The following is a 13,766-nucleotide window of genomic DNA, read 5'->3' as shown; positions in this document are numbered from 1 at the left end:
AGCGATGCTTCGGTGCTGACGCTTAACGAAAGGTCGAAATAGTTTTCTTTAAGAAATAGGAATTGTATGAAATTTGAATTGACATCAGAGTATAGACCGACGGGTGATCAACCAGAGGCAATCAAAGAATTGGTAGCAGGTGTGGACCAAGGTGAACAATACCAGACGCTCTTGGGGGTTACCGGATCCGGTAAAACATTTACTGTAGCCAATGTAATTCAAGAAACACAGAAGCCAACCCTCATATTAAGTCACAATAAAACATTGGCTGCTCAGCTATATGGTGAATTCAAACAGTTCTTTCCGAATAATTCGGTTAATTATTTTGTTTCTTACTATGATTATTATCAGCCGGAGGCATTTATAGCTTCAACGAATACTTACATTGAAAAAGACTTGGCGATCAATGAAGAAATAGAGAAGCTGCGATTGGCAACGACTTCATCATTGATGTCCGGACGACGAGACATTGTTGTGGTTTCTTCCGTCTCCTGTATTTATGGTATGGGAAATCCCGAAGATTTCTCACGGTCAATTTTTCGTTTTGGGGTTGGAATGACAATAACACGGAACGCCTTTTTGCATAAACTGGTCGAAATCCTCTATTCTAGAACAACAACTGAATTTAAACGTGGTACTTTTCGTGTCAAGGGAGATACCGTCGATGTATACCCTGCTTACTTAGATTTTGCGATCCGTATTTCCTTTTTTGGTGACGAGATTGACGAATTGAGTGAGATCGATCCGGTATCTGGTAAGACCTTGAATAAAATGGAGGATTTAGCACTTTTCCCAGCGAACCTTTTCGTTACTCCAAAGGAGAAATTTAAGGAATCTATCTGGGCCATTCAGGATGAATTGATGCAGCGCAAGACGCAGTTGGAGGAGGAAGGGCTTATGCTGGAAGCTAAACGTCTGGAAGAACGTGTGAATTACGATCTGGAAATGATGCGCGAACTTGGCTATTGTTCTGGAATAGAAAACTATTCTCGATTCTTCGATGGAAGACAGCCGGGGATGCGTCCTTTCTGTCTGCTGGATTATTTCCCGGAGGACTATCTGCTCGTCATTGATGAGAGCCATGTTACCTTGCCGCAGTTACGGGCCATGTATGGTGGTGACCGTTCACGTAAGGTATCTCTAGTGGAACATGGTTTCCGATTACCTGCGGCCATGGACAATAGACCGCTCAACTTTCCGGAGTTTGAATCGTTGACCAATCAGACTATTTATGTTTCGGCGACTCCCGGAGATTATGAATTGCAACAGACGGAAGGTGTCGTTGTTGAACAGGTCATCCGTCCGACAGGCTTATTGGATCCTATTATTGAAGTTCGTCCAGCGATAAATCAGGTGGATGATTTCTTGGAAGAGGTAGACAAAACGATCAAAGAAGGAGGCCGTATCTTGGCCACGACCTTGACCAAACGGATGGCTGAGGAGTTATCCAAATATATGACCAAGTTGAACCTTAAAGTTCGTTATATACACTCTGAAATTAAGACTTTGGAACGCGTAGAGATTTTACGGGGATTGCGCTTAGGTGAGTTTGATATTTTAGTTGGCGTAAATTTACTTCGGGAGGGATTGGATTTGCCCGAAGTTACGCTGGTAGCTATTCTCGACGCCGATAAAGAGGGCTTCTTACGTTCGGAGCGCTCGTTGATCCAAACGATCGGACGTGCTGCCCGGAATGATAAAGGACGGGTGATCATGTATGCGGATAAAATGACAGACAGTATGCGTGTAACGATAGAGGAGACCAATCGACGCAGGGATAAGCAAATGAACTATAATATCGAACATGGTATTACGCCACGAACCGTTGGAAAGACCAGGGAAGAAATCCTGGAGCAGACCTCGGTGGCCGATTTCTCAGGCGTTGAGCAAAAGTTTTATGTTGAGCCAGATCCTACACAGGCTATTGCGGCTGACCCTGTCATGCAGTACCTTAGCGAAAAAGATCTGAAAAAAGCGATTGATGCTGTTCGCAAGAAAATGGATAAAGCTGCGAAAGAAATGGATTTCTTGGAAGCCGCGAAATACCGTGACGAAATGTTTTCTTTGGAAAAGCTCTACGAGGAGCGTTTTTCATCGTAAATGAGATATGCTAGCTTTTTAATAAGGCTGTATTAAAAAGTTAAATTTTGTGATAAATGAGCAAGGTTCAGGTTCTTTATGGATTTGAACCTTGTTTTTTGTCATTCACTGAGATTTAGATCAGCCCGCAATTTAAATTTTGATTTGAGATCTGGTGCATTAGTTATGGTACAGGTCTATTTTCCTTTCATGTTGTGCGCACCTACCTATGATTTCTTGTTGAATATTCAATTCTCCGGAGGGGACTTTTACTTCTTTGGATAGCCTTTCCTTACGATCTATTTTTCGTGTGAAGGAGGCTTACCTGCTTAAAAATAGGTGGCATTTTATTGCGCAATATTGTTCAATTATTAACATATTTTGCAAAAATCAAATTCTTCTCAGTAAATTAGAGCTTTAATCTAAACTAAAGCATAGTTATAATGAAAAAGCCTATTCTCGTTGTCAAATTTGGATCGGCTTCTATTACCACGAAAGAGGGAGAAGTTGATGAACGTATTGTTTTGGAGGTTGCCCGGCAGATTGCTTCTTTGCAGAAGAAGTACAATATTGTCCTGGTATCTTCAGGTGCTGTTGCTGCCGGCAAGCGTTTTCTCCCCAGTTATACAGGTACACTGTCGGAGCGGAAGGCCGCTGCCGCCATCGGAAATCCGATATTGATTAATACGTATTCCACCTACTTCAGGCCTTTTAAGATTTCGTTGGCGCAAAGCCTATGTGAAAGGCATCATTTTTCCAATCGGGACCAGTTTCTCCAGTTAAAGAATACTTATGAGGAACTGTGGCGGAACAATGTTATCCCGATAGCAAACGAAAATGATGTGGTGAGCAATAAAGAGTTGAAGTTCTCGGATAACGATGAACTGGCTACGTTGATTGCTGTTGGATTTGGTGCTGAAAAATTACTGTTTAGTACTTCTGTTCCAGGCGTATTGGATGCAAATAATAAAATCATAGAAAAGATCGAAACCATTGACCGGGATGTTCTGGGATTGGCAAGGAAAGATAAATCTGCGGTAGGATTAGGGGGGATGACCTCAAAATTGAATTTTGCACGTCTAGCTAATCAGATGGGAATTGAAGTGGTTATTTTTAGCATGCAGACCGAAGATGCGATCACGAAAGCTATCAAACATGAGACAGGTACCTTGTGCTTGCCGGAGCGTAAAAAGATCTCCTCACGAAAAAAATGGTTGGCGAGTGGAAGTCTAATTAAGGGTGAACTGATGGTGGACCGAGGTGCTGAAGAGGCTTTGTTGAAGCATAAAAGCTTACTCGCTGTTGGTGTAACGCGTATTGTTGAACATTTTGAGAAAGGAGAGGTGCTGAACATTGTGAACCTCGATGGTCTGACAGTGGCTGTGGCCCGGGCGAAAATGGATTCATCTTTGTTATCTCAGTCCAGTAAAAAGAATTTAGAAATTGCGCATGCAAATGATATCGTATTGTTATGAGTGAATCAATAATTGAACAATTGAAGGCGGCAGCTAAGGCGAAACAATTCTTGCAACAATTTGCTCCAGATGCTAAAAAGGTCACTTTGGAGGCTATCGCTGTCGCACTTGTTGAGGAGGAGGCCCTAATCCTGCATGCGAATAAAATTGACCTGGATCGTATGGATGATGGAGATCCAAAGAAAGACCGTCTTCTGCTGAATAGTGATCGCTTACAGGTACTATCAGCTAGCGTAAAACAGATTGCTGATCTGGCAGATCCGACCGATCAGCTGTTGCTTAAGAAAATTTTGCCCAATGGATTGGAAATAGAGAAAATAACGGTCCCGCTTGGTGTTGTTGGTGTGATCTATGAGTCCCGGCCGAATGTTACAATAGATGTAGCGGCGCTTTGTATCCAGTCTGGTAATGTTTGTTTGTTGCGAGGCGGTTCTGATGCGCAATATACAAACGAGGCCTTGCTGCGGGTTATCCATCGGGTATTAGAAGCAAATGGTATCCCCACAGACATTGTGCAATTGCTGCCTGTAGCGCGTAAACATGTATCAGAATTGCTGGAGGCTACTAAATATGTCGATATTATTATTCCACGCGGTTCGCAGTCTCTGATAGATTTTGTTCGGGCAAATGCGAAAGTCCCTGTTATAGAAACCGGCGCTGGTGTATGTCATACTTATGTGGATAAAACTGCTGATCTCGAGATGGCTGCAAAAATTGTAGCCAATGCAAAGATCTCCAGACCATCGGTCTGTAATTCTCTGGACACAGTTTTGGTGGATAAGGAAGTAGCACCAGAATTTTTAGCTAAACTAACACCTTACCTTGAAAATGCTGCCGTGGAGGTATTTGCAGACCCCATTGCCTATAAATTATTGGAGCATCAAAAATTTTCAAATTTAGTGGCAGCGGAAGAAGCAGATTTTGGAAGAGAATTTCTAGATTTGAAGTGTTCGATAAAAATAGTCAATGGATTGGATGAAGCTTTGGAACATATCGAAAAATATTCATCAAAACACTCGGAGTGTATTGTGTCTTCGCATGAATTGACTATCGAACGATTTTTGAATGCAGTGGACGCAGCAGCGGTATATGCGAATGCTTCAACTCGTTTTACGGATGGTGGTGAGTTTGGATTGGGTGCAGAAATAGGTATTTCAACACAAAAACTGCACGCACGTGGTCCTTTTGCATTGGAAAAGTTGGTAACAGAAAAATGGATTGTCCGCGGCAATGGGCAGATTCGATAAGAAAAGACTATGGGATTAAGTTTTAAGAAAGATGTATTGATGAACTGGATCGAGGAAATTGGTAAATTTCTACGTATCTGGACGGAAGGGCATGATGCTTTTACGGAGCCTACGGATCCGAAGGTTTTTGAAGGTGCTTATGAAAAGTTCTTTGAGAAGAGTAGGGGATATTTTTTGGAACTTTCCGAAAGCGAACTGACGACCTATTCAAAAGAGGAACTTCAGGCACAGCAATTACATCCACTGGCATTGACCCTACTATTTGATGGCTTGAATACAAACGGCGAAGAACAGCAGAATTTGTTGCGAAAAGCAAAGCTTATCTTAAATTTGGCTATGGCTGAGACGGCGAGTTTCTCTTTTCAGGATTATCAATACCTGTCGATGATAGATGGTAAATTGAATAATCAATAAAAATCCTGTCCGTTTCTTTGAGAAGGGACAGGATTTTTATTTTAAGTTATACTATGAACATTCTTAACGTAGTATTTCTCGTGCAATAACCAGTCGTTGTATCTCAGAAGTACCCTCATAGATCTGTGTGATCTTGGCATCACGCATTAATCTTTCTACATGATATTCTTTCACATAACCATAACCGCCATGGACCTGAACAGCTTCGACAGTATGTTTCATGGCTACCTCAGAAGCGTGTAGTTTGGCCATTGCAGCTTCTTTTCCATAGGGTAGACCTTGATCTTTGGTCCATGCAGCTTTATAGGTCAACAACCTCGCCGTTTCGATATCTACTTCCATATCAGCCAGTTTAAATTGGATCGCCTGATGTTCTGAGATTGGCTTACCAAATGTTTTACGTTCTTTGGAATAGACAAGTGCAAGATTATATGCACCGGCCGCAATACCCAATGCTTGTGCTGCGATACCTATACGTCCTCCATCGAGCGTTTTCATAGCAAATTTGAACCCAAAGCCATCCTCACCGATACGATTTTCTTTGGGTACTTTGACATCCGAAAATAGCAATGAATGCGTATCTGAACTTCGGATTCCCAATTTATTTTCTTTTGGCCCAATTGTGAACCCAGGTAATCCTTTTTCAACAATCAATACATTGATTCCTTTATGGCCTTTTTCTGGATGAGTCTGTGCAATGACGAGGTAAATATCAGCGTGACCACCATTGGTAATCCAATTCTTCGTGCCATTCAGTAGATAGTGGTCACCTTTGTCTTCGGCTGTTGTATGTTGCGAGGAGGCGTCCGATCCAGCTTCAGGCTCTGAGAGTGCAAATGCCCCTAGTTTTTCGCCTTTGGCCAATGGCACAAGGTATTTTTGTTTTTGCTCTTCTGTTCCAAAAGCATTCAGTCCATAGAGTACCAAAGAATTGTGAGCGGAAACAATAACGGCTGCAGATGCATCGATTTTGGCGATTTCCTCTAATACAATTACGTAAGCCAGGGTGTCCATACCAGCACCACCATAGGCTTCAGGTGTCATGATACCCATAAATCCAAGGCCGGCCATCTGTTTGACAAAATCTGTCGGAAATTTGGCTTCTTCATCCCGTTGTATTACACCCGCTTTTAGTTCTTGGGCAAACTCCCGTGCTGCATCACGGATCATTTTATGTTCTTCGCTTAATTCAAAGTTCATGATATCTCAATTTTAGGGTCTATAACTTATCACAACTGTAACTCTTTACTTAATCGTCGCGAAGCAAAAAATGTTTTTAGCATCGCGGCGTAGGTGCTAATTCCGGCCCTTTTTGGGCGAAATAGCTAGCTTATAATCAAATATACAAAATATATATTATGCTTGCATAGTATTTAATTGGCGTTTTTTCATCTCAATTTAAAAAAGTAGGGAATTATTTGTTTGCTAAATTTAATCTACTATATTTGTAGAGTATGTGGTTTTGAACATATTTAAAAGATAAGATTATGAGTTTAAGATTAGGAGACGAAGCGCCAAATTTTAAAGCGCAAACGACTATTGGTGAAATCGATTTTCACGATTATATTAAAGATAGCTGGGTGGTGTTTTTTTCACATCCTTCTGATTATACCCCTGTATGTACAACTGAGTTGGGGCGTACAGCGAAATTGAAGTCTGAATTTGACAAAAGAGGCGTTAAAGCGATTGCGTTAAGTGTAGATAATGTAAACGATCATTTGAACTGGATCAAGGATATCAATGAAACGCAACAAACGGAGGTGAATTTTCCGGTTATTGCAGATGAAGATCGGCACATTTCTGAGTTGTATGATATGATTCATCCGAATGCTTCTTTAACAGCTACTGTACGTTCGGTTTTCATTATTGGCCCGGATAAAAAAATCAAATTGACCTTGACATACCCTGCATCTACTGGACGTAATTTTGATGAAATCTTACGGGTGATAGATTCATTACAGTTGACTGCAGATTATCAGGTGGCTACACCGGCGGATTGGAAGCATGGTGAAGACGTGATTGTCGTACCTGCAATTAAGACTGAAGATATTCCGGCAAAATTCCCAAAAGGATTTAAGGAAATCAAGCCTTATTTGAGAACAACCCCGCAGCCTAATCTATAGGTAATTAGGTTAAATTTTTTGGCATACAAAACGTCAGATCTTTTTGGGTCTGACGTTTTTCATTTCAGGGCCTATTCTATACCAAAGTTAGCTAAACTTATTCGAACCTGTCAATCTACTGAAAGCATATCTTTCTTGTGGGATACATATATTTCTTATGATCTGAAATTCTGGTCGCTCATGTTCCAGCATTAAAATTACTTCATGCATAACTATTGAAACCGTACTGTTTATTTGGGTTTGTACCTGTGAACGACACAGCAGAAAGATATGGAAGCATACTAAAAAGGGAGAGTGGCCGAAAAGGTCAAAAGAAAAGGCGATACTTATGTACCGCCTTTTTATAAGCATGATAAGATTACAGTCTTAATAGACCTTAACCATATAAATATAGTCTTGTAATTTTTTGATCTGTTCGGTTCTCGGCAGACCTGCCAATGCATTTTTTCTATTGATTTTTACGCCTGCGGTTAATGAGTCGCTAGGGATATCAGCAAGGGCATTCATGATTGACTTGGTTTTGATGGCAAAAGCAGCACCATCTATTCCTCTTTGTTTACCTGAAATAATACCGATCACATTCCCTTTACTATCTAGGACCGGACCACCGCTGTTTCCTGGATTGACAGGAACGGATATCTGATAAGCAATGGTGTCACCCGCATAACCAGTTGAAGAGCTTAAGTATCCTTGTCCATATACCGCTTCATCACGAGGGAATCCGATTGTATAGATATCCTCACCTAAATCTGAAGTAGACGTTTTGAAGGTATAAGGTAAGCTTTTAGCCTTTTTGAAGTTTTTGTCAGCGATATATAAGATTGCTAAATCTTTGCTGGCATCGGTGTGAACAACTTGTGCTTTGTAAGACTCACCTTTACCATTTTGCAGGTAAATGGAGTCAGCACCACTGATCACGTGATAGTTGGTTACTACATAACCATCTGTTGTCAACATAAAACCTGTCGCTCCAAATTGGCTTTCGCTACTTTTAACCGACTTTTTATCATTGATATCTTTGATCGCAGCGTTATGTGCATTGACGTTCTTTTTAACATTATTCATGTCACGACGTAATGCGCTGTAATCTGAAGAGGCTTTTTCCAAGTTGCTATAATAGCCACTTAGCCATAAGGTGCCAAATACCGCAAATACTGCCACAACTGCAGCTACTAAAGAGCTGGCTTTGATCCGCTCCCAAAGAGAAATAACAGTAGACTGTTTCATCGGAACCACTTTCGTGGTTGTACCTTGGGATTTATGATATTCCTTGGCTGAGTTGGCCAATACATTTTTGAAATCAAGCCTCTGGCTAGTTTCCTTCATATTGGTAACAAAGTCGCGGTGTTGTTGTAATTGGGCAGCATACGAAGGGTTTTCAGCACAAAAAGATTCGAATGCCACTTTCTCCGATGCAGATAATTCCCCGCGGAGATATTGGTCAGCCAATTCGAAAAATTCTTTTTGATTCATTGTTCCCATGGTGTTACTCAAATTTTAATCTGTTGAAAAAAATATTTTTTTCAGCCGTTGAAGGCATTTATATTTTTGAGTCTTGGCATTATCTGTATTGGTATAACCAAATTTTTCACAGATGTCCTGCATCGAGTGGTTTAAGATATAGAAGTCATGTAAGATCGTCTTACATGGTTCTCCCATTTTCTCTAGCGCAAGTTCCATTTGATCGAACTTTTTTTCAAGTTCTTGGTGCTGTTGTAGATCCTCTTCTTCAAATAAGGAGTCTTCATAACCGCTAATGTCACTATTGCCAAAACCAGCACGATTGAGTTGCTTAAGCCAAAGCCTTCGGCAAATCGAGTAAAGATATGTTTTGAGTTTGCTGCTGAGCTCAAAGTCACCTTTGGCAACTTTATCGTAGAGCACAATTACAGCCTCCTGAAAGATATCTTTTGCTTCATCCTCACTTCCATTGTTCTGCAGTATCATATGGCTTATGGATGGATAATATCGTTTATAGATACTATCTATCGCCAAGCTATTGCCTTCTTTGAGGCCTTCAATGATCTGCTCATCATTTTCTAGCAGGACTGATTTACTGAATTTACTCACCTATTAATACCTTAATGCCTAAATTGTAACCCTTTGAAAAATGAAAATCTTCAAAATATTTTCAAACGTAAACTTTTATTTGTTTAATGCGAAATCTACGCCCAAAAATACTGCTTATTCCCTGAAACCGAAAGCATTTGTTTTTGCTTCGATTTTCAGATGACCCTTGAATCATCCGTTGTTTATTTATGTATCGAAAAAGTTTCGCAATCGAGTGCTTTAATAATCTGCTTGTTATTCCTCTAAAATGAAGTTACATTTGGTTTCCTGAACTAAAATGCTTAAATACATTATGTTAAGAAAATCAGTTATTTTTTCCACGTTACTGACCTCATTGCTGGCTCTTCATTCGACCTTGACAGTGGGACAGTCTTTTACGCCACATATCGAAGGTTTCCAGTATGAAGATAGATTATCTCCAAAAGGTAATGAATGGGAATCACCACAGTTATTATCACTCAACAAAGAACTGCCACACGCTTCGTTCTTTTCCTTTTCAAACGTAGAAAATGCGCGAAAAGTACTTCCGGAGCATAGTAACTTTTGGCGGTCACTCAATGGTTCCTGGAAGTTTCATTGGGTAAAGACGCCTGAAGAACGTCCAAAAGAATTTTACGATCCTAAATATGATGTAAATGCTTGGGAATCGGTACCTGTTCCAATGAGTTGGAATATCTACGGTATTCAAAAGGATGGCAGTTTAAAATACGGTGTGCCAATCTACTCCAATCAACGTGTGATCTTTCAACACCAAGTGAAAGTCGATGATTGGCGTGGTGGCGTGATGCGCACACCACCACAAGATTGGACGACTTATATATACCGCAATGAAGTGGGGTCATACCGTCGTAATTTTACCGTCCCAAAGGATTGGGATGGTCGTGAGGTATTTCTCAATTTTGATGGAGTAGACTCCTTTTTCTATCTCTGGGTAAATGGTAAATATGTAGGGTTTTCAAAAAATTCAAGAAATCTTGCTTCCTTTAATATCTCTGCTTTCTTAAAAAAAGGTGGAGAGAATGTATTGGCTGTAGAAGTATATCGGAGTTCGGACGCTTCATTTTTGGAAGACCAAGATATGTTTCGACTACCAGGGATATTTCGCGATGTCTCATTGACTTCAACTCCCAAAATCCAAGTCCGTGATCTGGCAGCAATTCCAACATTAGATGATCGCTATGAAAATGGTACCTTAAAAATTACGGGTACCGTCCGTAATTTGAGCGATAAGAAAGCCGACGGTTATAAGCTTGTTTATTCCTTGTATAAAAATAAACTTTATAGTGATGAGAATACACTTGTAGACCAGGCTGAAGCATCTGCTGTTGTTCCGCAATTGGATGCGAAGGCTTCGAACAGTATTGAAGCGACACTAGCGGTAAGAAATCCAGATAAATGGTCCGCTGAACTTCCCTATCGGTATACATTGGTAGCCGAATTGAAGGACAAGAAAAATAAAACGATCGAGACTGTTTCGACCTATGTCGGATTTCGGAAGGTTGAAATTAAAGATACCAAGGCGTCTGATGACGAATTTGGCCTCGCTGGACGTTATTACTACATCAACGGCAAAACGGTTAAGCTGAAAGGTGTGAACCGCCACGAGACGAATCCTGAACATGGAAAAGTCGTTACCCGGGAACAGATGGAGGCCGAAGTAAGACTGATGAAAAGTGCCAATATCAATCATGTGCGTAATTCACATTATCCAGAACCTGCATATTGGTATTACCTCTGTGACAAATATGGTATCTATCTTGAGGATGAGGCCAATATCGAAAGCCATCAATATTATTATGGAAAAGAGTCCCTTTCTCATGTTCCAGAATGGAAAAATGCGCACGTGGCACGTAATATCGAAATGGTGCATGCGACTATTAATCATCCTTCTATTGTGATTTGGTCGCTCGGAAATGAGGCCGGTCCTGGCGATAATTTTGTGGCCGCTTATGATGCGATCAAGAAAATCGATACCTCAAGACCTGTCCAATACGAACGTAACAACACAATAGTAGACATGGGTTCAAATCAGTACCCATCTATTGACTGGGTCAGAGGGGCTGTCAAAGGAACGTACAAATTGAAGTACCCATTCCATATCTCCGAGTATTCGCACTCGATGGGAAATGCTGTCGGTAACCTGATCGATTACTGGGTAGCTATTGAGTCGACAAACTTTTTCATGGGCGGAGCAATATGGGATTGGATTGATCAATCCATGTATTACTATGATAAGAAAACCGGTGAACGCTTTTTTGCTTACGGTGGTGATTTTGGCGACAAACCTAACGATGGTACTTTCGTCAACAATGGCTTGATCTTCGCTGATATGAAGCCCAAACCACAATACTTTGAGGTCAAAAAGATTTATCAAAATGTAGGGATTAAAGCTATCGATATTCAACAGGGAAAAATAGAGCTATTCAATAAAAACTATTTTAAAGATCTTAGTGACTATCAAGTTGAATGGTCTTTGTTCAAAGATGGTGTAGCTGTTGCTGGAAACACGGGTACAATAGCTGCTGCTGATTTGCCAAAAGCTCGTCAGAAGAAACAGGTTGTCCTACCGATCGAATATGATAAATTGGATGCCGGATCTGAATATTTTGTAAAAGTTCAGTTTGCTCTCAATGAGGACAAGCCATGGGCAAATAAGGGCTTTGTTCAAATGGAGGAACAGCTGTTGGTTAAAGTGGCTGAAAATAAACCGTTGATTTCGTCTGTTGCCAAGGGTAAAAATCCGATCCTTTCCAAAGAAGGTGAGTTGCAGGTGGTAAAAGGGGATCAGTTTGTTGCAAAATTTGACAATAAGACTGGGTCAATCTATAGCTTAACGTATGCTAACAAGCAAATTATACGGGATGGTGAAGGACCTAAACTAGATGCTTTGCGTGCACCCGTCGATAATGATAACTGGGCTTATCAGCAATGGTTTGAAAAAGGCTTACATAATTTAAAGCACAAAGTATTGTCTTCAAACAGCTATACGAAGAAAGATGGTGCAGTAGTTTTGGCCTTTACAATTGAATCACAGGCTCCCTATGGTGCTTCTTTATTGGGTGGAACATCTGGAACCTATACACTCAAAGAACATACGGATAAGCCATTTGGTACTGATGATTTCAAATTTACCAGCAATCAGATCTGGACGATATACAAGGATGGCTCTATTGAATTATCATCTAGTATCACTTCCAACAATGCAAGTGTTGTATTGGCAAGATTGGGATACTCCTTGCAATTGCCAGGTGAGTTTGGTAACTACAGCTATTATGGACGTGGTCCGATCAATAACTATGCGGATCGTAAGACTGCACAATTTATTGAATTACATAAAAGCACAGTAAAAGATCAATTCGTACCTTGGCCCAACCCTCAAAATATGAGTAACAATGAGGATGTGCGTTGGACATCTTTGACCAATAAGGAAGGGCAAGGAGCGATCTTCATTGCAAAGGAACATCTTGCTACGTCCGCATTGGAATATAGTGAGCTGGAATTGACATTTGCGCCGCACCCTTATCAATTACCAAAAAGCTCCGGTGTGCATTTGCATTTGGACGCTGCAGTCACAGGCCTTGGTGGTAATAGTTGTGGACAAGGGCCCCCGTTGGAAAAAGACCGTGTGAAAGCAGTACCGACTTCAATCGGTTTTATTATCCGTCCGATCCAGCAAAATGATTACCTAGCCAAAGCCCATGTTGCTACAGCTGGAGATGCCCCTATTTCTTTCGCTAGAAGTTCGACAGGCGAGGTATCTGTTCTTTCGGGAAATAAAGCTGAGACAGTACTGTATTCATTGAATAATGGAAAAGCAAACACCTATAAGAACTCTTTTGATCTGCGTCAGGGCGGGACGATAACAGCGTGGTATCAGGGAAATGAAAAACTAAAAGTAACACAACAATACAGTAAGATCGAGACGGTTCCGATGGAAGTGGTCTTTGCGTCCAGTCAGGAGACGGGTGAAGGTGATGCCAAGAACCTATTGGATGGAGATCCTACGTCGATCTGGCATACGATGTACTCGGTCACCGTAGCTCAATATCCGCATTGGGTTGATTTCGATGCGGCGAGTGTGAAGACGATCAAAGGTTTTACATTTTTGCCGAGGCCAGATGGCGCCAATGGCGATATCAAGGATTATAAGATTCAGGTAAGTAAAGATGGTAAAAACTGGGAGGATGTGCTATCAGGTACATTCGAACGAAATAAAAAACTCAAAACCGTTCGGTTTGAGAAATCCGTCAAGGGGCGTTATATTCGCTTTACAGCATTAAATTCACAACGTGGCGATGATTTCGCTTCGGGAGCAGAGTTTGCTGTTATCGCGGAATAAAGTATAAACTAGATGTGAT

The 13,766-nt window shown here is 40.9% G+C and carries 9 protein-coding genes; 6 read left to right on the top strand and 3 right to left on the bottom strand.

Features of this window, described 5'->3' with window-relative positions; translation table 11 throughout:
* Positions 1 to 66 precede the first annotated feature (66 nt).
* The 4 genes from uvrB (at position 67) to AC07UV_RS04885 (ending at position 5,215) form a co-directional block, all read left to right on the top strand.
* Positions 67 to 2,100, top strand: a complete 2,034-nt coding sequence (uvrB, locus tag AC07UV_RS04900; RefSeq protein WP_282250493.1) for an excinuclease ABC subunit UvrB — start codon at positions 67 to 69, stop codon at positions 2,098 to 2,100.
* 422 nt (positions 2,101 to 2,522) lie between these two features.
* Positions 2,523 to 3,554: a glutamate 5-kinase gene (gene proB / locus AC07UV_RS04895; protein WP_223583740.1), complete on the top strand. Its 1,032-nt coding sequence runs from the start codon at positions 2,523 to 2,525 to the stop codon at positions 3,552 to 3,554.
* Positions 3,551 to 4,801 carry a glutamate-5-semialdehyde dehydrogenase gene (locus AC07UV_RS04890; protein ID WP_282250491.1) on the top strand — a complete coding sequence of 417 codons (1,251 nt, stop codon included), beginning with the start codon at positions 3,551 to 3,553 and terminating at the stop codon, positions 4,799 to 4,801. Before proB ends, AC07UV_RS04890 begins: the two co-directional genes overlap by 4 nt.
* Before the next feature lie 9 nt (positions 4,802 to 4,810).
* Positions 4,811 to 5,215 carry a hypothetical protein gene (locus tag AC07UV_RS04885; RefSeq protein ID WP_495182910.1) on the top strand — a complete coding sequence of 135 codons (405 nt, stop codon included), beginning with the start codon at positions 4,811 to 4,813 and terminating at the stop codon, positions 5,213 to 5,215.
* Between the two features lie 63 nt (positions 5,216 to 5,278).
* Here AC07UV_RS04885 and AC07UV_RS04880 read toward each other — a convergent pair whose 3' ends face one another.
* Positions 5,279 to 6,415, bottom strand: coding sequence for an acyl-CoA dehydrogenase (locus tag AC07UV_RS04880; RefSeq protein WP_495182909.1), 1,137 nt, complete (start codon positions 6,413 to 6,415; stop codon positions 5,279 to 5,281).
* Between the two features lie 287 nt (positions 6,416 to 6,702).
* On the opposite strand from AC07UV_RS04880, the gene AC07UV_RS04875 reads away from it, so the two are divergent.
* On the top strand, positions 6,703 to 7,338 hold the full coding sequence (locus AC07UV_RS04875; RefSeq protein ID WP_077438013.1) for a peroxiredoxin: 636 nt from the start codon (positions 6,703 to 6,705) through the stop codon (positions 7,336 to 7,338).
* A 366-nt stretch (positions 7,339 to 7,704) separates the two neighbouring features.
* Here the strand turns inward: AC07UV_RS04875 and AC07UV_RS04870 are convergent, their stop codons facing one another.
* Complete coding sequence (locus tag AC07UV_RS04870) at positions 7,705 to 8,811, bottom strand: S1C family serine protease (protein WP_495182908.1); 1,107 nt, start codon at positions 8,809 to 8,811, stop codon at positions 7,705 to 7,707.
* A gap of 24 nt (positions 8,812 to 8,835) precedes the next feature.
* Positions 8,836 to 9,408: an RNA polymerase sigma factor gene (locus AC07UV_RS04865; RefSeq protein WP_120261390.1), complete on the bottom strand. Its 573-nt coding sequence runs from the start codon at positions 9,406 to 9,408 to the stop codon at positions 8,836 to 8,838.
* 292 nt (positions 9,409 to 9,700) lie between these two features.
* Between AC07UV_RS04865 and AC07UV_RS04860 the strand changes: the two genes are divergently transcribed.
* The gene (locus AC07UV_RS04860; RefSeq protein WP_495182907.1) at positions 9,701 to 13,747 is read left to right on the top strand and encodes a glycoside hydrolase family 2 TIM barrel-domain containing protein; all 4,047 of its coding nucleotides are present in this window, start codon (positions 9,701 to 9,703) and stop codon (positions 13,745 to 13,747) included.
* Positions 13,748 to 13,766: the final 19 nt, after the last annotated feature.

This window comes from Sphingobacterium sp. GW821-FHT03E03 (assembly GCF_059420745.1).
This window is presented reverse-complemented; position numbering and strand designations above follow the sequence as displayed.

What these genes read in the sequence shown, in the direction of transcription:
- uvrB (WP_282250493.1), top strand. Translation starts at nt 67, where the DNA reads ATGAAATTTGAATTGACATCAGAGTATAGACCGACGGGTGATCAACCA.
- proB (WP_223583740.1), top strand. Translation starts at nt 2,523, where the DNA reads ATGAAAAAGCCTATTCTCGTTGTCAAATTTGGATCGGCTTCTATTACC.
- AC07UV_RS04890 (WP_282250491.1), top strand. Translation starts at nt 3,551, where the DNA reads ATGAGTGAATCAATAATTGAACAATTGAAGGCGGCAGCTAAGGCGAAA.
- AC07UV_RS04885 (WP_495182910.1), top strand. Translation starts at nt 4,811, where the DNA reads ATGGGATTAAGTTTTAAGAAAGATGTATTGATGAACTGGATCGAGGAA.
- AC07UV_RS04880 (WP_495182909.1), bottom strand. Translation starts at nt 6,415, where the DNA reads ATGAACTTTGAATTAAGCGAAGAACATAAAATGATCCGTGATGCAGCA.
- AC07UV_RS04875 (WP_077438013.1), top strand. Translation starts at nt 6,703, where the DNA reads ATGAGTTTAAGATTAGGAGACGAAGCGCCAAATTTTAAAGCGCAAACG.
- AC07UV_RS04870 (WP_495182908.1), bottom strand. Translation starts at nt 8,811, where the DNA reads ATGAATCAAAAAGAATTTTTCGAATTGGCTGACCAATATCTCCGCGGG.
- AC07UV_RS04860 (WP_495182907.1), top strand. Translation starts at nt 9,701, where the DNA reads ATGTTAAGAAAATCAGTTATTTTTTCCACGTTACTGACCTCATTGCTG.